An 18,862-nucleotide genomic window follows, 5' to 3' on the forward strand; every position below is an offset into this window, starting at 1 on the left:
CCTCCGCCCGCCCGGATCAGAACCCCGCGAGGGGATTCCTCAGGGTGCCGACCAGCTGAAGGGCGCCCGACGGGTCCGTCAGGTCCACCATCTGCCGGTTGTCGCGCAGCTGGAGCCGGTTGAGGCAGGACAGCGCGAACTCGGGCGCGAACACGTCGTACCGCTCGAACCTGTCGGCGAGTTCGGGCACCGACTGCTGGTATGCGCGGGTCACCTCGGCGACCGTCCGCCAGAAGTCGTCCTCCGTCAGGACGCCCTCGGTCGCGAGGTTCGCGGCGAGGAAGCGGAAGAAGCAGTCGAAGACGTCCGTGAAGATCGACAGGAGTTTCCTGTCGTCGGGGACCTCGACGCGTACCCGTTCGACCGCCGGCGGCAGCACCGCGTCCGGGTCCATGACCGCGATCTCCTCGGCGATGTCCTTGTACACCGCCCGCTGGACCACCCCGTCCTTCAGCACCAGGACGACGTTCTCACCGTGCGGCATGTACACCAGGTCGTAGGCGTAGAAGCTGTGCAGCAGCGGGACGAAGTAGGCCCGCAGGTACGCCCGCAGCCAGTCCCGCGGGGCCAGTCCGCTCCGTTCGACGAGCGCGGCCGCGAACGAGGCGCCCTCGTGGTCCACGTGGAGCAGGGAGGCCATCGTGGCGAGCGACTCGCCCTCCCGCAGGGACGGCACCGGGCTCTCCCGCCACAGCGCTGCCAGCATCTTGCGGTACGGCGAGTAGCGGTCGGTCGCCCGCTCGTACTCCAGGTGCCGGTAGCCGACGGCCGCCCGCTCCCGGATGATCGACAGGCCGGTGGCCTTCAGCACCGGGTCGTTCTCGACGACCCCGGCCAGCCAGTCGTTGATGGCCGGGGTCGCCTCCATGTAGGCGGCCGAGAGCCCGCGCATGAAGCCCATGTTGAGGACCGACAGGGCGGTCTTGACGTAGTGCTTCCCGGGGTGGGAGCGGTTGAAGAAGGTCCGGATGGACTGCTGGGCCAGGTACTCGTCGTCGCCCTCGCCCAGGGGGACCAGGTACCCGCGGGCGACCTCGGCGGCGAAGGTGACGGTGAGCTTGTTCCACCACTGCCAGGGGTGGACCGGGATGAGGAGGTAGTCGGCGGGGTCCAGCCCCCGCTCGCGCAGCACGCCGTCGAAGCGCTCGACGGTCGCCTCGCCCAGCTCCTCCCGCACGAAGGACGCGTACTCGATCCCCGCCCCGGCCGTGAACGCGGCCCGCGACCTGTGCGCCGCCAGCCACACCAGCCGGACCGCGCTCGCGGTCTCGGGGGCGTACGCCAGGTACTCGTGGACGCCGAAGCCGAGCCGTCCGTTGTTGGCGACGAAGCAGGGGTGGCCCTCGGTCATGCCGGACTCGATGGCCTGGAAGCCGGCGCGGACCAGCTCGGCGACCGGGACCCGGTCCTTGGTGAGCTTGTAGCAGGTGCCGGAGAGGGTGGAGGAGATCTCCTCCAGGTAGACCGGCAGGATCTCGTCGCTGAGCCCCAGGGAGTCCTTCAGCTCGATGACGAAGTCCAGCGCGGCGAGCGGGAGTCCGACGCCGTCGCGGGTACGGGCGATGGAGTCGGCGTCCACCTGCCAGTGGTCGAGGGCGCGGCGGACGGCGGTGAAGCGGTAGCACGTCAGACCGTCGTCGCTGCGGACGACGTACGACGGCCCGTCCGCCTCCGGGGTGATCAGGCGCTCGTGGGCGAACTCGGCGAGCGCCTTGCGTATCAGGAGCCGGTTGGCCTGCTCCCAGCGCTCGGGGGACAGGTGGGCGACCGCGTCCGTGAGGCTCATACGGCGGCCACCGCCCGCTCGAACCGTTCCCGGGTGCAGTAGCTCAGCAACGCCTTCTTCTCCGGCTTCTGGATCTCCCGCACGGGCACGAACCCGACGGCTTCGTTCAGCGCGTGCACGGCGGTGTTGCGCACGTCCGGTTCGACGACGATCCGGCGGGTCGCCGGGTCCTCGAAGAGGCGGCCGACGACGGCGGTGATGACGGCCTTCGTGAACCCGTGCACGGGTGCGTCGGTGGCGGGGGTGAGGAAGTGCATCCCGACGTCCCCCGGCTCGGGCTCGTACAGCCCGACCAGCTCGCGGTGGGCCGGGTCGTAGTGCTCCATGAGGAAGGCGGGCTCGCCGTCCGCGCCGACGCCGAGGAGCGCGTGGTGGTGCTCGTCGGCCAGGATCTCCAGGTAGGCCCGTTCGACGTCCGCCGGCCGGGCGTCCTGCATCATCCAGTAGGCCGCTTTGGGATGCGTCACCCAGCTGTGCAGGAGCGCGGCGTCCTTCAGGGGGTCGACGGGCCGGAAGGTGAAGGCGGGGGTGGCGGTGGTGCTCATATCGAGAACTCCTGGAAGGCGATCGTCTTCTCCACCGGGTAGTACTCGGAGCCGAGCAGCTCGCGGATGATGTACGCGTTCCGGTAGGGGCCCATGCCCAGGTCGGGGCTGGTGATGCTGTGGGTGTGGACGCCGGCGTTCTGCAGGAAGACGCCCTGGCCGGTGACGTCGATCGCGTAGTTGCGGGCCACGTCGAAGTTGCCGTGCGTGTCGTAGCGCAGCCGGTCCCGGACGGGCCTGAGGAACTCCGGCTCGGCGTACCGGTAGCCGGTGGCCAGGACCAGGCCCTGGGTCTCGATCTCGTAGTCCTTGCCCTGTTCCTCCTGCCGCAGCTTCAGCGTGTACGTGCCGTTGTCGTACGTGGCCGCGTTCAGGGAGGAGTTGGTGAGCAGCCGGGTCGGGACCGGGCCGCCGAGGCTCTTCCGGTAGAGCAGGTCGAAGATCTCGTCGATCAGGTCGCCGTCGATGCCCTTGAAGAGGCCCTTCTGCTCGGCGGTGAGCCGGTAGCGGGTGTCCTCGGGCAGGGCGTGGTAGTAGTCGATGTACTCGGGGCTGGTCATCTCCAGCGTGAGCTTGGTGTATTCGAGCGGGAAGAAGCGCGGGGAGCGGGTCACCCAGTTCAGCCGGTAGCCGTGGACGTCGATCTCGCTCAGCAGGTCCTGGTAGATCTCGGCGGCGGACTGGCCGCTGCCGACCAGCGTGATCGACTCCTTGGCGCGCAGCGCCTCGCGGTGCCCGAGGTACTGCGAGTTGTGGACGAAGTCACCGCCGAGGCCCTCGCAGGCGGCCGGGACGTGCGGCGGGGTGCCGGTGCCGAGGACCAGTCGGCGGGCGCGGTACGTCTCACCGGCGGCCGTCGTGACCACGTACACCTCGTCCGCGTCCGCGTACCGGACCTCGGTGACCGTGCTGCCGAAGCGGACGTTGGTCAGTTTGCCCGCGGCCCAGCGGCAGTAGTCGTTGTACTCCACCCGCAGCGGGTAGAAGTTCTCCCGGATGTAGAACGAGTACAGCCGCCCCTTCTCCTTCAGGTAGTTGAGGAAGGAGTACGGCGAGGTCGGGTCGGCGAGGGTGACCAGGTCCGACATGAACGGGGTCTGGAGGTGGGCGCCGTCCAGGAACATGCCGGCGTGCCACTCGAAGCCGGGCTTCGACTCCAGGAAGACGCCGTCCAGTTCGGCGATCGGCTCGGTCAGGCAGGCGAGGCCGAGATTGAAGGGCCCCAGTCCGATCCCGACGAAGTCATGGACGGTGGCCGGGTGTTCAGGACGCGCGGTCAAGGGACTCTCCCAGGTACTGCTCGGCGTGGCCGGCGATCAGATCGAGGACGGCGGCGATGTCGGCGGTCGTGGTCTCGGGGTTGAGCAGGGTGAACTTGAGGTAGTGGCGGCCGCCGACCTTGGTGCCCGCGACCACCGCGTCACCGGAGGCGAACAGGGCCTTGCGGGCGTGGAGGTTGGCCCGGTCGATCTCGGCCGGGTCGGTGACGGAGGCCGGGACGTAGCGGAAGACGAGGGTGGACAGGGACGGCTCGACGACGACGTCGTAGCGCGGGTCGGCCGCGAGCAGCCGCCAGCCCTCGGCCGCCAGGTCGCAGACCTCGTCGAAGAGTGCGCCGATGCCGTCGGCGCCCATGGTGCGCAGGGTCATCCACAGCTTGAGGGCGTCGAAGCGGCGGGTGGTCTGCAGGGACTTGTCGACCTGGTTGGGGATGCGCTCCCGCACCGTCCGGCGCGGGTTGAGGTACTCCGCGTGGTAGGTGGCGTGCCGCAGGGTGGTCGCGTCCCGGACCAGCACGGCCGACGAACTCACCGGCTGGAAGAAGGACTTGTGGTAGTCGACGGTGACGGAGTCGGCGCGCTCGATGCCGGCGATCCGGTCCCGGTGCTTCAGGGAGGCGAGCAGTCCGCAGCCGTAGGCCGCGTCGACGTGCATCCACACGCCGTACTGCGCGCACAGCTCGGCGATCTCCGGCAGCGGGTCGATGGAGCCGAAGTCGGTGGTGCCCGCGGTGGCGACGACCGCCATCGGCACCAGGCCGTCTCCGAGACAGCGTTCCAGCTCGCGGGCGAGGGCGACGGACCGCATGCGCTTGTCGTGGCCGACGGGGACGGGGACCACCGCGTCCTGGCCGAGGCCCAGCAGTTTCGCGGACTTCTGCACGCTGAAGTGGCTCGCCTCGGAGGCGAAGATCCGCAGCCGGGCGAGGGAGTCGGTCTTCGACTCCTCGCGGGCCAGCAGCAGCGCCTGGAGGTTGGACTGGGTGCCGCCGGAGGTGAAGACCCCGTCGGCGCTCGCGCCCAGGCCGATGCGGGCGGTCGTCCAGTCGATCAGTTTCCGCTCGATCAGGGTGCCGCCCGCCGACTGGTCCCAGGTGTCCAGGGAGGAGTTGACGGCGGAGAGCACCGCCTCGCCGAGCACCGCCGGGATCACCACCGGGCAGTTGAGGTGCGCGAGGTAGCGGGGGTGGTGGAAGTAGACCGCGTCCCGGAGGTAGACGTCCTCCAGTTCGTCCAGGACCGCGGTGGTGTCGTGCAGCGGCCGGTCGAGGTCGATGCCGTCGATCAGGGGGGCGAGGTCGTCGACGGTGACGCCTGTGAACGGACGTGTGGTGGTGGCCAGTTTGGCCGCCACCCGCTCCACTCCTTCGGTCACGCGGCGGCGGTACTGCTCCGCGGTGAGGTCATTGAGCAGGTGGGAGCGCATGCGGGAGTCCTCCGGGGCGGGGTGTCCGTGCGAGGGGCGAGGAGATCATTGTAACTTAGGTTAGCCTAACCTAAGTGATCCGGGAGCTATGCTCCGGCCACCCGGAGTTGTTCCTCCGTCAGTCCCCGCCGCCAGTACCCGACGAACGTGACCCGGCGCCGGTCGATCCCGCGCTCGCCGACGAGGTGCCGGCGCAGTTCCTTCACCCGCCCCGACTCCCCGGCGAGCCAGGCGTACGGGTGTGCGTGGGCGGGGAGCCGTGCCGAGCGGACCGCCTCCGTGGCGCTGCGGCCGCCGGCCAGCCAGGTGATCTCCGCGTCCGCCGCGGTGGCCACGTCCTGGATGTCACCGGCGTGCGGCACCTCCAGCCAGGCGCGGACCCGGGCGCCGGCCGGCAGCGACTCCAGGACGGCGGTCGCGGCCGGTACGGCGGTCGCGTCGCCCCAGACCAGCAGGAGGTCGGTGTCCTCGGGCGGCCGGAAGCGGATCGCCCGGTTGTCGGCGACCGCCGGGCCGAGCAGGATCACCGGGTCACCGGCGGCGGCCCGGGCGGCCCACCGGGAGGCGGGCCCGGCGGGACCGGCGGCGTCGGGTCCGACACCGTGCAGCACGAAGTCGACGTCGATCTCGTCGGGGTCCCGGCGCAGCGCCCGCAGCGTGTACGAGCGCATCACGGCCCGTACGTCGTCGGGGAGTTCGCGCCAGCCCTGCCACCACGCGTCGCCCAGCTCGACCGGCACCACCGGCTCGGTGAGCCCCTCGGCCGGGAGGAACAGGGACAGGGACTGGTCGCGCCCGTGGGAGTGGAAGTGCGCCAGGTCGGCGCCGGAGAACGTGACCCGGACCAGGGACGGACCGAGCCGCCTCGTCCGTGCGACCTGGAGGGAGAAGAAACGGAACGGGGCGGCTACGGCCGTCGTCATGGGGGCTCCTGGGACTCAGGAAGTCGTCCGGATGTGCCTGGGGCGGGTCAGCTGACCTTCTTCGCCGTCTCCAGCGCCTTGGCGAGGTTCTCGACCATCGCGACGCACTTGTCGTAGGAGAAGATCGGCTCGGGGGAGCGGGCGATGACCTGTCCGGCCTTGACCGCGGGGAGCTTCTTCCAGGTGGCCTGGGTGATGTCGGCGGGCTGGATGGTCGCCGAGCGGTCGTCCATCATGATGATGTCGGCCGGGTACTTGTCGACGTTCTCCCAGCTGAGCGACTCGTACCAGCCGCCGCCCTGCTTCTTGGCGGACTCCGGCGGCTCCACGAAGTTCACCCCGAGGGCCTTGAAGTACTCCAGGTCCACGGAGAGGTTGGTGCCGGAGACGTAGAACAGGTCCTGGGCGGCGGAACCGGCCATCACCTTGAGCTCGGGGTGCGCCTTGGCGGCGGCGCGCAGCCGGGCGGACGCCGCCTCGAAGCGCTTCTTCGCGTCCGTCACCTTACGGGCCGTCATGTCGGCGCCGAGGGACTCGGCGAGCGCCCAGACGCGCTGGAGCGGGACGGTCAGCCGGCGGTCGTAGGCCGAGATGCCGACGCTCGGGGCGAGCTTGGCGATCTTGTCCTTGGACTCGTCCGGGACGTACCAGAGGGTGCCGGCGCCGTCGAACATCGTGGTGATGAGGACGTCCGGGGCGAGGGCCGCGTACTTCTCGACGTTGAACTGGCCCCACGCGTTGCCGAGGACGGTCAGCTTGCTGACGTCCATGTCGCCGGCCTGCACGTCGGCCTTGCCGTCCTTGGTCGTCGTCGGGCCGAAGACGCCCTTGACGTCGATGCCGTAGTCGTAGAGCGCGGCGCCGACCCCGACGAACGCGACGATGTTCACCGGGACCCGGTCCAGCTTCACGGTCGTGCCCCGGTCGTCCTTGAAGGACCAGGGGCCGGACTTGGCGGCCGTCGCCCCCGCGCCGGAGGAGCCCCCGCTCTTGCCGTCGTCACCGCAGGCGGCGAGCACGGCACCGAGACCGAGTGCGCCACCGGCGGCGAGGATGCCACGACGGGTGAGGTGGGCGGCCCTGACGTTGGACATAGGCGTGGCTGCTTTCGAACATGCGGAAACACCGCCGGACAGTTCGCTACTTAGGTTAGCCTAACCTCAAATCTTGTCCAGCCTGTTTTCGGCTCCCGGTTCCCGGCCGACTCCGAACCGGCCCGCCCCGGGGGCCGTGCGGCGCTAGGGTGTCGGTCATGCAGTGTGCTGAGGAGGCGTCAGGTGGCGCTTCGCTGTGGGCGGTTCTCGACTCCCTGGGGCTTCGTCTGCCGCCGGTGAGTGCGCCGAAGGGGCGGTACGTACCGGCTGTCGTGAGCGGGGATCATCTTTTCGTCGCCGGACAAGTGCCCTTGTCCGGAGGCGAACTACTGATGAAGGGCCGGGTGGGAGCAGAGGTCTCGGTCGCTCAGGCGCAGGAGCTCAGCAGGTGGTGCGCCCTCACCGCACTGGCCGCCGCCCATGCCGCGGTCGGTATCGACCGGGTGACCCGGGTGATCAAGGTGACGGGATATGTCGCGTGTGCACCTGGGTTCACCGCACCGTCACGCGTACTGGACGGCGCGAGCGACCTCTACGACGCCGTCTTCCGGGCGCGCGCCGGTCATGCGCGTAGTGATGTGGGAGTGGCTGTGCTGCCGCTGAACTCGCCGGTCGAGGTCGAGACTCTGATGGAGATCACCCGATAGTTCCGACAGGGCTTGAGGGCCGCTCGGCCCGGCGGCTCACATGGGTACCGCGGTACCGGTGACGGCGACGCCCTCTTCGGGGCCGGGGGGGATGGTGACCGTGATGGTGCTCGGCCGGCCCATGTCCTGCCCCTGGAACACGGTCACCCGGGCGGGAGGAGTGACCAGTTTCTGCTCCCGGAGATAGCCGCCGAGCGCCGCGGCGGCGGCCCCTGTGGCGGGATCCTCGAAAACTCCTCCGGTGGGGAAGGGGTTCCGGGCGTGGAAGACCTCGGGACTCTCGCGCCATACGAGATCGACCGTCACCCAGCCGTGACTGTTCATCAGGTCGGCAAGTCGCGCCATGTCGTAGTCGAGCCCGGCCAGCCGCTCGCGGGAGGCGGCCGCCAGCACCGGGTGCCAGGCACCGGCGTAGGCGACACGGGCCGGCAGGGTGGGGTCGAGCTCCGAGTGGTCCCAGCCCAGCACTGACAGCAGGGCGTCACGTTGCCGCTCGGTCAGGTCGACGCACCGCGGCGGGACGCTCGTCAGGGTGGCGACGACGTTGCCCCCGGGGTCGACGTCCGTGCGCACCGGAATGCGGCCGGCCCGGGTGTGGAACGTCAGGTCGCCCGTGCCGTGTGTGCGGGCATGGGCGACCGCGGTGGCGATGGTCGCGTGACCGCAGAACGGCACTTCGACTCTCGGACTGAAGTAGCGCACCCGAAGGTCGTCCCCGCCGTCGGAGGTGACGAACGCCGTTTCGGAAAAGCCGACCTCCGCGGCGCATTCCGCCATCTCGGCCGCGCTCAGTCCGGTCGCGTCCAGGACCACCCCGGCAGGGTTGCCGCCGCCGGGGTCCGCGGTGAAAGCAGCGTAGCGAAGGACGTTCATGTGCACCCCGTCACAGTATTCCGAAGGTCAGCCCCAGGCGAGTAACTCTCCGTGCGCCGTCAGGCCGACGGAGAAACCCAGTGTGATGCGTCTTCCGGGGCTACCAGGGCGTACGGCGTGATAATTACGGGAGTCGAACAGCAGGGCTTCACCGACGGCCGGTTTGATTTCCAGTTCTTCCGCACCCTGAACGCATTCTTCCGTGAAGCCGTAGGAGTTCAGGGGACGGAAGGCCTCGTCGGCGGGATGCCAGCGATGGCGCCACACCACCGTTTCACCGCCGGCCTCCGGCATGGCGAGGTAGAGGTTGAAGGCCAGCTGTGCCACGGGCGGGTCGTCCAGCAACGAGGCGGGGAACTCGCGTACGGCGTCGTCGAAGTGGACCAGGAAGCCCTGCGGTGCCTCACGTGCCACGCCCGGTCCCAGCTCGCGGCCCCGGTGCCGGGCGATGCCCGACCTGCCCGGCCAGTCCGACGTCAGCGCCCGGCGGGCGGCCTCCAGCGGATCGAAGGGCAGCGGCAGCGACCGCCAGGCCCGACGGGCCGCCTCCAGGGCCGGCCAGTAGGTGTCCGCGATCCCGCCCTCGGTGCGGTGGTCGCTGACACCCACTCCGAAGCGCATGACCGCCGGCTGGACGCGTTCCCTGCCGTAACTGTCGAAGTCCGCCGTCAGGAGGCAGTCGACGAGCTGTGCGCAGGTGGCCTCGCTGAGCAGCTCCGGCACCCGGAGCACGGCACAACGACCGGACGCGAGGTCGGCTATGTGCTGCCGTGAGAAGGCGGGCGCGGTGACGACACGGAAGAACGGATCGTGCAGGCCTGCAGAACTCATCGGCTCCCCCCTGCCCTTGCCGTGCTCTCGCTCCGGCTCGGTTGTCCGCGTCGACCGCGGTGCAATCATCCCAGGAGGAGGGCCGGACTGTAGGCCAACTTTGCGTCGCGTTCGAGAGCCCGGTGGTCTTCCTCGACGGATTCGAGCGCCAGGCGGCGGGCCGATGCCAGCTGGTCCGGATCGGTGTCGAGGTCGGCGTCACCCGGGACCGGGTTGAGGTCGGCGTGCCCCTGGGGGGTCGCATTCATGCAGCGCTCCTTTGCGGTGCGGTGACGCAGTGTGGTCGACGTCTCACTGAGAGAGTGACGGACAGAGATGCTAGGCGCAAGTGCCCAGGGATGTCGGGCACTTGAGCGAGTTGGTCACTCCTGCGCACCCACACCCGGATCGAGGAGCTTGCGGATCGCGTCGAACAGCTTCTGGGTCCGGATGGTTTCGGAGTGCTCCGGTCCGAGAATCCGCCGACGGTCGGCCAGCAGCTGGGCCGCCTCCAGGTGCGCCGCCTGCACCTGGCCCTGCGCCAGAAGCACCTGGCACCAGGTGAAACGCAGTGTCATGGCCAGCACGGACTGCGGCCCCTGGGTGGTGTCGGCCAGTCCTTGCTGGATCATCTGTTCGGCCTCGTCGGCGCGTCCGGCCTTCAGCAGGCAGCGCGCGAGGGTCTGGCGGATGCGCAGCGTCTCCATGGTCGACGGGGACCACCTGTCCAGGCTGATCCGGAGGATGTCGCGCAGTTCGGTCTCCGCTTCCGCGGGACGGCCGAGGGCGAACATGGCGCGCGCGAGGCTGTGACGCACGGTGATGGTGTCCGAGTGATCGGGCCCGTGCACGGTGAGCTCCGCGGTGGCTATGGTGCGCAGGAGAGGTTCCACATCGGCGAATCCGCCTTGCTCGAGAATGCTGCGGGCGAGCTTGTGCTGGCTCGCCAGTGTCCTCGGGTCGTCCGGACCGTGCAGTGCCTCACGTGCGGCGACCACCTGCCGGAGTTCGTCCTCCGCGGTGGTGTAGTCGCAGCTTTCGAGCGCGATGCGGCCCGTCTCGTGGCGTATGCCGAGGATCTCCGGATCGTCCCGTTGGAAGTCGATGGCGTCACAGTTGTCGAGGACCAGGTGGGCCATCTCGTCGGCCGGTCCGAGGAGTCCCACCACGATCAGGTACCGGACGGCCTGCCGGGCCAGCTCCACCGCGCCCCGCAGGATCTCGTCGCTCCTGACGTGCTGGTCGCCCGCGAGGCAGGCGCGGACCACTTCCATCACGTGAGGGGCGACAGCGGTCCAGACGTCCCAGCTCGTCGGGTCGTCCGGAGGCGACTCGCGGGTGACGTCCAGAAGGAGATCGACGATGAGGCCGTAGTAGTCGGTCCTGTGCCGTTCCATCTCCGCGTCGCCGCGCAGCAGGGCGTGGACGACGGGGTGCAGGATGAGACCGTGCGCCAGGTGGCCGCTCCCCGCTTCCGGGCGGCTGACCCGCTCGACGAGTCCGAGGTCGTCGAGGCCCTTGAGCACCAGGTTGCGCTGCTCCCTGGTGAAGTCCGGCAGCAGCGGGGATCCCGTGATGGCCTTGCTCTCCAGCAGCGGCCTGAAGGGGATCGGTGTGATGCCCAGACAGGCGAAGGCCCGCAGCAGGGGACCGGCCTGCTTCAGCCCCTGTTCGGCGAGCAGGTCGAGTGCGATGCCGCAGACCTCGGCCATCGCGGACATGCCGAGCATCTCCTGCAGACCACTGGCCGCGGTCCCCGGCGGCGACGAGCTTCTGGCCTCGAAGGCCTCGCGGTAACTGTCGAAGTCATGGATGACCGGATCGTCCAGGGACGGCGCCGACCGGTGCACGGAGTTCAGGTAGGACGCCGCCGCGTGCAGGGCCAGTGGCAGGCCGCCCAACGCCGCGGACAGGAGACGCGCCTGCCTGCGCGAACCGCCGTGATCGGTGACCGTCGTGAGCAGTTCGGCCCCCTCGTCATCGGTCAGGGGCGGTACATGGTGGACCTGGCACGGGGGAAGCCAGTCGGCCGCCGAGCGGTCCCGGCTGGTGACGATGACCAGACTGTCGGTCCGGGTGGGATGGCGGATCCATCCGGTTCCGTCCGCCACCTGCCCGGCCGCGCCGGCGAGCCGGTCGGGCGTGTCGGCGTTGTCGATCACCAGAAGCCAAGGGTCGGGGCAGGTCTCCAGGTAGCGCCAGACCAGGTCCATGGGGCTGCCGTTGCCGCGGAAGGCCTGCTCCACCTCGCCCGTCGGGGCATGCAGCTGGTTGGCGATCTCCCGCATGGAGGCGTTGATCTGCGGCACGCTCACCCACCACACGCGACGCGTGGAGGCCGCGTGCTGGGCGGCTTCCAGCGCGATCCTGCTCTTGCCCGAACCGCCCAGGCCGGTGAGTACGTGGATCCTGGGGGCGGAGGCTGCCGGTGCGGCCGTCAGGGCGGCGAAGACGCCACGCGGCTCACGTCCGAAGAGTCTGGTCCTGCGCCTGCCGTGCGGAGGGCTGACCGATATGCCGCCCTGTTGCTGGGGGAGCAGGGGCCGTTCGGATTGGTCGCCGGTGAGTTCGGACGGTGTGGGAGCCGGGGTGCGCGGCATCGGGACGGGGGCGGCCCGCCCGTCGTCGGCCTGGTCCTCGCGTTCGTCGAGCAGCTGGCTCAGGACGTCCTTGAGGACTCGGTAGGAGGCGTTGTCGTGATCGCCGGGCTGGACGATCTGGAAATGGTCGCCCGGCACGGTGGCGCTGACCGGAAAAACGCCTCTGGCCTCTCGGGCCGGAACGACGTTGTCCTCGGTTCCGCCGTACGCCTGGATGGGGATGCGCCATTGGCTCTGCGTGTTGTCGACCGCCTGCACCACCGCCCGCAGAACGGTGCGCTGGGTCTCCAGGACTTCCCTCTGGTACGGCCTCAGTTGTCGCTCCTGCGCGTTCCGCCAGAAGAACACGGAACGACGCAGCGCCAGGAAGAAACCGGACCCGTTGTTAGGGCACCCGAACATGACGATGTGGGCGATGCGGGCCAGCGCGGGACCGCGGGCCTCGCGGAGGGTGCGGGCGAGGAATCTCTGGATGATCAGGCCGCCCTGGCTGTGGCTGACCAGCACCACCCGGCCGGTCCTGGGAATCTGAACGCGCAGAAAGGTGTCCAGCGCGTCGGCGATGTCGTCGTAGGCGGCGACGACGCGGTCCGGACGGAGTTTCACCTTGGGGCTGTCGTAAGGAAAGCAGTGCGCGACCGCCCCGTGTAATTCGTCGTCCGCGGCCAGTAGCTTGCGGAATTGGTTCCACACCTCGGTCGACGAGAAAAGACCGTGCACGAATACCACGTGGATGGTCTTGTCCGGGTGCGTGATCGTATGAACCGCCATGGACCGTCCCCCGCCCTGTCCGTCGGATCCGCCCCTCACGGGGCATACGGAGCGTATGCCCCGTGAGGGGCGGCTGCTACCTCGTCGACAGGGGCAGGGGGCGATCATGTACTTGATCCGTCAATTGCGATCAATTCCGTGCCGCAAGAGGTCGGCGCCGCCTCAGCTCACCAGGCCCAGTTCCCGGGCGATCAGCATCCGTTGGACCTCGCTGGTGCCCTCGCCGATTTCCAGGATCTTCGCGTCGCGCCACATCCGGGCCACCGGGTACTCGTTCATGAAGCCGTAGCCGCCGTGGACCTGGGTGGCGTCGCGGGCGTTGTCGACGGCGACCGTGGAGGAGTAGAGCTTGGCGAGGGCCGCCTCCTTCTTGAAGGGCTCGCCGGCGACCAGGCGGGAGGCCGCGTCGCGCCAGGCCAGGCGGGCCGTGTGGGCCTTCATCTCCATGTCGGCGATCTTGAACTGGATGGCCTGGTTGGCGCCGATGGGCCTGCCGAAGGCGTGCCGTTCCTTCGCGTACTTCACCGACTCGTCCACGCAGCCCTGGGCCAGGCCGGTGGCGAGGGCCGCGATGGCGATCCGGCCCTCGTCCAGGATGCGCAGGAACTGGGCGTAGCCGCGGCCCTCCGTGCCGAGCAGGTTGGCGGCGGGGACCCGGACGTCGGCGAAGGACAGCTCCCGGGTGTCGGAGGCGTTCCAGCCGACCTTGGAGTAGGGGGCGGCCACCGTGAAGCCGGGCGTGCCGGAGGGGACGATGATCGAGGAGATCAGCGGCTTGCCGTCGGGCTTGCGGCCCGTGACCGCGGTGACCGTCACCAGCCCCGTGATGTCGGTGCCGGAGTTGGTGATGAAGCACTTGCTGCCGTTGATCACCCACTCGTCGGTCGCCGGGTCGAGGCGGGCCGTGGTGCGGGTGGCGCCCGCGTCGCTGCCGCCGTCGGGTTCCGTGAGCCCGAACGCGCCGAGGATCTCCCCGGAGCAGAGGCGGGGGAGCCACTCCTGCTTCTGTTCCGGCGTGCCGAACAGGTGGATCGGCATCGCGCCCAGCGAGACCCCCGCCTCCAGGGTGATCGCCACCGACGAGTCCACCCGGGCCAGTTCCTCCAGGGCGATGCCGAGCGCGAGGTAGTCGCCGCCCATCCCGCCGTACTCCTCGGGGAACGGCAGCCCGAACAGGCCCATCCGGCCCATCTCGCGGACGATCTCGTACGGGAACTCGTGCCGTTCGTAGAAGTCGCCGATCTTCGGCGCCACGACGTCGTGCGCGAACTCCTCCACCGTGCGGCGGAGTTCTTCCAGTTCGGGGGAGAGGCGGTGGTCCATGGTCGTCACTCCTGGTGGGAGAGGGCGCGTACGGTACGGGACGGGCTGGGTCGGCCCAGGTGCGAGGCCATCCACACGCTGGTGGCGGTGAGACGGCCGAGATCGACTCCGGTCTCGATGCCGAGGCCCTGGAGCATCCAGACCAGGTCCTCGGTGGCGAGGTTGCCGGTGGCGGACTTGGCGTACGGGCAGCCGCCGAGCCCGCCCGCGGACGCGTCGACCGTCGTCACGCCGTGTTCCAGGGCGGCATAGGTGTTGGCGAGCGCCTGGCCGTAGGTGTCGTGGAAGTGCACGCCGATGACGTTGGTCGGCACGCCCTCCTCGTTGAGCAGGGAGAGGAGTTCGAGGACGTGCCCGGGGGTCGCGACGCCGATGGTGTCGCCGAGGCTCAGCTCGTCGCAGCCCATGTCGCGCAGCGCCTTGCAGACCCGGACCACCTGGTGGAGCGGCACGGCGCCCTCCCAGGGGTCCCCGAAGCACATCGAGACATAGCCGCGGACGTGCGCACCGGCGTCCTTCGCCTGCCGGACGACGGGGTCGAAGACGGCCAGCGACTCGTCCACCGTGCGGTTGAGGTTGGCCTTGGCGAAGGACTCGGTGGCGCTGGCGAAGACGGCGACCCGGCGGGCGCCGAGCGCGAGGGCCCGGTCCAGACCCCGCTGGTTGGGCACGAGTACCGGCAGGGCGACCCCGGAGAGGTCCCCGACCCGGGCGAACAGGTCCTCGGCGTCGGCCAGTTGGGGCACCCACTTGGGGTGCACGAAGCTGGTCGCCTCGATCGTGGTCAGGCCCGCGTCGGCCAGCCGGTGGATGAACTCGGCCTTGACCTCGGTCGGGACCGTGGTCTTCTCGTTCTGCAGGCCGTCGCGCGCGCCCACCTCGTGGATCCGCACCCGGGCGGGCAGAGCGGTGGCCGGCACGACCATGGGGAGCGTCACCGGTCCTCCTCCTCGGGTGCGATCACGGCCAGCACCTGGTCCATGGCGACCGTGGCGCCGGGCCGCACGTCGAGTTCGGCGACCGTGCCGGCGTGCGGGGCGGAGACCACGTGCTCCATCTTCATCGCCTCCACCACCAGCAGGCTCTGACCGGCGGTCACCCGGTCCCCGACGGCGACCTTCACCACGGTCACCGTGCCGGGCATGGGCGCGGTGAGGGAATCGGCACCCGCGTGCGCGGCGCGGCTGAGCGAGGCGGCGACCGGGTCGTGGTCGCGGACCTGCCAGGCGTCGCCGTCGCGGCCCAGCCAGGTGCCGTCCGGCAGCGCGGCGAAGGTGTGGGTGACGCCGTCTAGCCGGAAGCCGAACCGGTGCCCGGCCGGATCCACCTGGGGCAGGGATCCCCGCAGGGGTTCCGCCCTGCCGGGCAGGAGCAGTTCCACCTCCCCCTCCGGGGTGCTGCGCACGCGGACGGTCACCGGCTCCTGACCGGGCACCTGGAGGTGGTGCGGGGTCCACGCCCGACGGCCGCCGAGCCGCCACCCGTCGGCGGCGGCGAACGGGTCCGTCCAACCGGAGCCGAGGGCCGAGCCGGGGCCGGAGCCGGGGCCAGGGACAGAGCCGGGGCCAGAGGCAGAGCCGGAGCCCGTGCCGCCGGAGCGTGAGCCCGCGCCGGAGCCGAAGCCCGCGCCCACGCCCGCGCCGAAGCCCGCGCCCACGCCCGCGCCCGAGCCGAAGCCGGATACAGACCCCGAGGGCCGGCCCGCCCCCCTGCCACCGGCGGCCGCCATCGCCCCCTGGCGCAGCAGCGCCGCCGCCGCGTACACCTCCTCCGGCACCGCGTCCGGCACCAGGCCGCCCGCCTCGCGCTCGACCAGCCCGGTGTCCAACTCGCCCGCCACCACCGCCGGATGGGCGAGCAGCCGGCGCAGGAACCCGGCGTTGGTCACCACGCCGAGCGTGACCGTCTCCGCGAGGGCGGCGCGCAGCCTGCGCAGCGCGGTCCCGCGGTCCGGCCCGTACGCGATCACCTTGGACAGCATCGGGTCGTACCGGCTGCCGACCTCGGTGCCCGCGCTGAGCCCCGAGTCGGTGCGGACCCCGGCGCCGGCCGGCTCGTCCAGCAGGAGCACCGTGCCGCCGGTCGGCAGGAAGCCGCGCGCCGGGTCCTCCGCGCAGATCCGCGCCTCGACCGCGTGCCCGGTCAGCGTGACGTCGTCCTGCCCGTACGGCAGCCGCTCACCGGCCGCCACCCGCAACTGCCACTCCACCAGGTCGAGTCCGGTGACGAGCTCGGTGACCGGGTGCTCCACCTGGAGCCGGGTGTTCATCTCCATGAAGTAGTACGACGAAGGGTCGCCGCCCGGCACGATGAACTCCACCGTGCCCGCGCCGACGTACCCGCACGAGCGGGCCGCCTGCACCGCGGCCTCGCCCATCGCCGCCCGCGTCTGCTCGTCCAGCAGGACCGAGGGCGCCTCCTCGATCACCTTCTGGTGCCGGCGCTGGAGCGAGCACTCGCGCTCGCCCAGGTGCACCACGTTCCCGTGGCCGTCGGCCAGCACCTGGATCTCGATGTGCCGGGGCCGGTCCACCCACCGCTCGACGAGGAGCGTGTCGTCGCCGAAGGAGGCGCGGGCCTCGCGGCGGGCGGCCGCGATCTCCTCGTCCAGCAGAGCGAGGTCGCGCACCAGCCGCATGCCCTTGCCGCCGCCGCCCGCGGACGGCTTGAGGAGCACCGGCGCCCCCAAGGACCGGGCCGCGTCCGCCAGGTCGGGGTCACGCCCGCCGGGCACCACCGGCACCCCGGCCGCCGCCACGGTCTCCTTGGCCCGGATCTTGTCGCCCATCAGCGCGATCGCGTCGGCGGGCGGTCCGACGAAGACCAGTCCGGCCTCCTCGCAGGCGCGGGCGAAGGCCGCGTTCTCGGCGAGGAAGCCGTAACCGGGGTGGACGGCCTGCGCGCCGGTGCGTGCGGCCGCGTCCAGCAGCCGCTCCACCGACAGGTAGCTCTCGGCCGCCGGAGCCGGGCCGAGCCGTACCGCCGTGTCGGCCTCCCGGACGTGCCGGGCGTCCGCGTCGGCGTCGGAGTACACGGCCACCGAGCGCACGCCCAGCGACCGCAGCGTGCGGACGACCCGGACGGCGATCTCGCCCCGGTTGGCCACGAGTACGGTGTCGAACACGAGTCCCCTCCTCACATCCGGAAGACGCCGAACTGGGGCTCACCCAGGGGCGCGTTGCCACAGGCCGTCAGGGCGAGGCCGAGCACCTGCCGGGTGTCGAGGGGGTCGATGACCCCGTCGTCCCAGAGGCGGGCGGTCGCGTAGTAGGCGTTGCCCTGGCGCTCGTACTGGGCGCGGACGGGTGCCTTGAAGGCCTCTTCCTCGTCCGCGGACCAGTCCTCGCCCCGCGCCTCCAGCTGGTCCCGCTTCACCGTCGCGAGGACCGAGGCCGCCTGCTCCCCGCCCATCACCGAGATCTTGGCGTTGGGCCACATCCACAGGAAGCGGGGGGAGTAGGCCCGCCCGCACATGGAGTAGTTCCCGGCGCCGTACGAGCCGCCGACCACCACCGTCAGCTTCGGCACCCGGGTGCAGGCCACCGCCGTCACCATCTTCGCGCCGTGCTTGGCGATGCCGCCCGCCTCGTAGTCCCTGCCCACCATGAAGCCGGAGATGTTCTGCAGGAACACCAGCGGGATCCCGCGCTGGTCGCACAGCTCGATGAAGTGGGCGCCCTTCTGGGCGGACTCGGAGAACAGGATGCCGTTGTTGGCGACGATGCCGACGGGGTGGCCGTGGATCCGGGCGAAGCCGGTGACCAGGGTCTGCCCGAACTCGCTCTTGAACTCGGCGAACCGGGAGCCGTCGACGACCCGGGCGATGATCTCGCGGACGTCGTAGGGGGTGCGGGAGTCGACGGGGACGGCGCCGTAGAGGCCGTAGGGGTCGACCTTGGGCTCGACGGCCGCGGTGGCCGCCCAGGGCAGGGCGCGCCGGGCCGGGAGCGTGGCGACGATGTCGCGGACGATGCGCAGCGCGTGCGCGTCGTTCTCGGCGAGGTGGTCGGTGACGCCGGAGACGCGGGAGTGCACCTCGCCGCCGCCCAGTTCCTCGGCCGTCACCACCTCACCGGTGGCGGCCTTCACCAGCGGGGGGCCGCCGAGGAAGATCGTCCCCTGGTTGCGGACGATGACCGCCTCGTCGCTCATCGCCGGGACGTACGCGCCGCCCGCCGTGCACGACCCGAGCACCGCCGCGATCTGCGGGATCCCCGCGCCGGACATCCGGGCCTGGTTGTAGAAGATCCGGCCGAAGTGGTCGCGGTCCGGGAAGACCTCGTCCTGGAGGGGCAGGAAGGCGCCCCCGGAGTCCACCAGGTAGACACAGGGCAGCCGGTTGTCGAGGGCCACCTCCTGTGCCCGCAGGTGCTTCTTCACGGTCATCGGGTAGTATGTGCCGCCCTTGACGGTCGCGTCGTTGGCGACGATCACGCACTCCCGGCCGCTGACCCGCCCGATCCCGGCGATCACGCCGGCCGCGGGGGCGGCCCCCTCGTACATCCCGTCGGCGGCCAGGGGGGCCAGCTCCAGGAACGGGGACCCCGGATCGAGCAGGGTGTCCACCCGGTCCCTCGGCAGCAGCTTGCCGCGTGCGGTGTGCCGCGCCCGTGCCTTCTCGCCGCCGCCCAGCGCGGCCGCCGCGAGCTTGCCGCGCAGCTCCTCCACGAGGACGCCGTGCGCCTCCTCGTTGGCCCGAAAGGCCTCCGACGCGGGGTCCGCCGCGCTCCGAAGCTCCGGTGCCTGGTCCATGCCGCGATCCCCTCACCTTGTTAATGAGCGTT

At 70.8% G+C, this 18,862-nt stretch carries 15 protein-coding genes; 1 reads left to right on the top strand and 14 read right to left on the bottom strand.

The features are described from left to right. Positions 1–16 precede the first annotated feature (16 nt). From AB0G52_RS06020 to AB0G52_RS06045, 6 genes are all read right to left on the bottom strand, one after another. On the bottom strand, positions 17–1,786 hold the full coding sequence (locus AB0G52_RS06020) for an IucA/IucC family siderophore biosynthesis protein (RefSeq protein WP_361334137.1): 1,770 nt from the start codon (positions 1,784–1,786) through the stop codon (positions 17–19). Next, positions 1,783–2,331, bottom strand: a complete 549-nt coding sequence (locus AB0G52_RS06025) for a GNAT family N-acetyltransferase (protein ID WP_361334140.1) — start codon at positions 2,329–2,331, stop codon at positions 1,783–1,785. The genes AB0G52_RS06020 and AB0G52_RS06025 overlap by 4 nt, the downstream gene beginning before the upstream one ends. After that, positions 2,328–3,611 carry a lysine N(6)-hydroxylase/L-ornithine N(5)-oxygenase family protein gene (locus tag AB0G52_RS06030; RefSeq protein WP_361334143.1) on the bottom strand — a complete coding sequence of 428 codons (1,284 nt, stop codon included), beginning with the start codon at positions 3,609–3,611 and terminating at the stop codon, positions 2,328–2,330. Before AB0G52_RS06030 ends, AB0G52_RS06025 begins: the two co-directional genes overlap by 4 nt. Beyond that, a complete protein-coding gene (gene desA, locus AB0G52_RS06035; RefSeq protein ID WP_361334145.1) occupies positions 3,595–5,037 on the bottom strand; it encodes a lysine decarboxylase DesA in 1,443 nt (480 codons plus the stop codon). Before desA ends, AB0G52_RS06030 begins: the two co-directional genes overlap by 17 nt. A gap of 86 nt (positions 5,038–5,123) precedes the next feature. Further along, positions 5,124–5,960, bottom strand: coding sequence for a siderophore-interacting protein (locus tag AB0G52_RS06040; protein ID WP_132890664.1), 837 nt, complete (start codon positions 5,958–5,960; stop codon positions 5,124–5,126). Between the two features lie 47 nt (positions 5,961–6,007). After that, complete coding sequence (locus AB0G52_RS06045; RefSeq protein ID WP_132890665.1) at positions 6,008–7,054, bottom strand: ABC transporter substrate-binding protein; 1,047 nt, start codon at positions 7,052–7,054, stop codon at positions 6,008–6,010. A gap of 158 nt (positions 7,055–7,212) precedes the next feature. Between AB0G52_RS06045 and AB0G52_RS06050 the strand changes: the two genes are divergently transcribed. Next, the gene (locus tag AB0G52_RS06050; RefSeq protein WP_132890666.1) at positions 7,213–7,701 is read left to right on the top strand and encodes a RidA family protein; all 489 of its coding nucleotides are present in this window, start codon (positions 7,213–7,215) and stop codon (positions 7,699–7,701) included. 36 nt (positions 7,702–7,737) lie between these two features. Here the strand turns inward: AB0G52_RS06050 and AB0G52_RS06055 are convergent, their stop codons facing one another. From AB0G52_RS06055 to AB0G52_RS06090, 8 genes are all read right to left on the bottom strand, one after another. Continuing rightward, complete coding sequence (locus tag AB0G52_RS06055) at positions 7,738–8,574, bottom strand: PhzF family phenazine biosynthesis isomerase (protein ID WP_132890667.1); 837 nt, start codon at positions 8,572–8,574, stop codon at positions 7,738–7,740. Between the two features lie 27 nt (positions 8,575–8,601). Continuing rightward, positions 8,602–9,405, bottom strand: coding sequence for a proline hydroxylase (locus tag AB0G52_RS06060; protein WP_361334149.1), 804 nt, complete (start codon positions 9,403–9,405; stop codon positions 8,602–8,604). 65 nt (positions 9,406–9,470) lie between these two features. Beyond that, the gene (locus AB0G52_RS06065) at positions 9,471–9,653 is read right to left on the bottom strand and encodes a hypothetical protein (protein ID WP_132890669.1); all 183 of its coding nucleotides are present in this window, start codon (positions 9,651–9,653) and stop codon (positions 9,471–9,473) included. 114 nt (positions 9,654–9,767) lie between these two features. Next, positions 9,768–12,755, bottom strand: a complete 2,988-nt coding sequence (locus AB0G52_RS06070) for an alpha/beta fold hydrolase (protein ID WP_132890670.1) — start codon at positions 12,753–12,755, stop codon at positions 9,768–9,770. Between the two features lie 162 nt (positions 12,756–12,917). Further along, on the bottom strand, positions 12,918–14,078 hold the full coding sequence (locus AB0G52_RS06075; RefSeq protein ID WP_132890671.1) for an acyl-CoA dehydrogenase family protein: 1,161 nt from the start codon (positions 14,076–14,078) through the stop codon (positions 12,918–12,920). Positions 14,079–14,083: 5 nt separating this feature from the next. After that, a complete protein-coding gene (locus tag AB0G52_RS06080) occupies positions 14,084–15,004 on the bottom strand; it encodes a hydroxymethylglutaryl-CoA lyase (RefSeq protein WP_132890702.1) in 921 nt (306 codons plus the stop codon). A gap of 8 nt (positions 15,005–15,012) precedes the next feature. Then, positions 15,013–17,202 carry a biotin carboxylase N-terminal domain-containing protein gene (locus tag AB0G52_RS06085; RefSeq protein WP_361334153.1) on the bottom strand — a complete coding sequence of 730 codons (2,190 nt, stop codon included), beginning with the start codon at positions 17,200–17,202 and terminating at the stop codon, positions 15,013–15,015. A gap of 11 nt (positions 17,203–17,213) precedes the next feature. Further along, on the bottom strand, positions 17,214–18,830 hold the full coding sequence (locus AB0G52_RS06090) for a carboxyl transferase domain-containing protein (RefSeq protein WP_132890673.1): 1,617 nt from the start codon (positions 18,828–18,830) through the stop codon (positions 17,214–17,216). Between the last annotated feature and the right edge of the window lie 32 nt (positions 18,831–18,862).

This window comes from Streptomyces sp. NPDC021562 (assembly GCF_040640875.1).
In the GTDB taxonomy this organism is placed as follows: Bacteria; Actinomycetota; Actinomycetes; order Streptomycetales; family Streptomycetaceae; genus Streptomyces.

Coding starts and splice junctions, on each gene's coding strand:
- AB0G52_RS06040 (WP_132890664.1), bottom strand. CDS start 5,960: ATGACGACGGCCGTAGCCGCCCCGTTCCGTTTCTTCTCCCTCCAGGTC.
- AB0G52_RS06090 (WP_132890673.1), bottom strand. CDS start 18,830: ATGGACCAGGCACCGGAGCTTCGGAGCGCGGCGGACCCCGCGTCGGAG.
- AB0G52_RS06020 (WP_361334137.1), bottom strand. CDS start 1,786: ATGAGCCTCACGGACGCGGTCGCCCACCTGTCCCCCGAGCGCTGGGAG.
- AB0G52_RS06025 (WP_361334140.1), bottom strand. CDS start 2,331: ATGAGCACCACCGCCACCCCCGCCTTCACCTTCCGGCCCGTCGACCCC.
- AB0G52_RS06075 (WP_132890671.1), bottom strand. CDS start 14,078: ATGGACCACCGCCTCTCCCCCGAACTGGAAGAACTCCGCCGCACGGTG.
- AB0G52_RS06060 (WP_361334149.1), bottom strand. CDS start 9,405: ATGAGTTCTGCAGGCCTGCACGATCCGTTCTTCCGTGTCGTCACCGCG.
- AB0G52_RS06055 (WP_132890667.1), bottom strand. CDS start 8,574: ATGAACGTCCTTCGCTACGCTGCTTTCACCGCGGACCCCGGCGGCGGC.
- AB0G52_RS06050 (WP_132890666.1), top strand. CDS start 7,213: ATGCAGTGTGCTGAGGAGGCGTCAGGTGGCGCTTCGCTGTGGGCGGTT.
- AB0G52_RS06045 (WP_132890665.1), bottom strand. CDS start 7,054: ATGTCCAACGTCAGGGCCGCCCACCTCACCCGTCGTGGCATCCTCGCC.
- AB0G52_RS06070 (WP_132890670.1), bottom strand. CDS start 12,755: ATGGCGGTTCATACGATCACGCACCCGGACAAGACCATCCACGTGGTA.
- AB0G52_RS06065 (WP_132890669.1), bottom strand. CDS start 9,653: ATGAATGCGACCCCCCAGGGGCACGCCGACCTCAACCCGGTCCCGGGT.
- desA (WP_361334145.1), bottom strand. CDS start 5,037: ATGCGCTCCCACCTGCTCAATGACCTCACCGCGGAGCAGTACCGCCGC.
- AB0G52_RS06080 (WP_132890702.1), bottom strand. CDS start 15,004: ATGGTCGTGCCGGCCACCGCTCTGCCCGCCCGGGTGCGGATCCACGAG.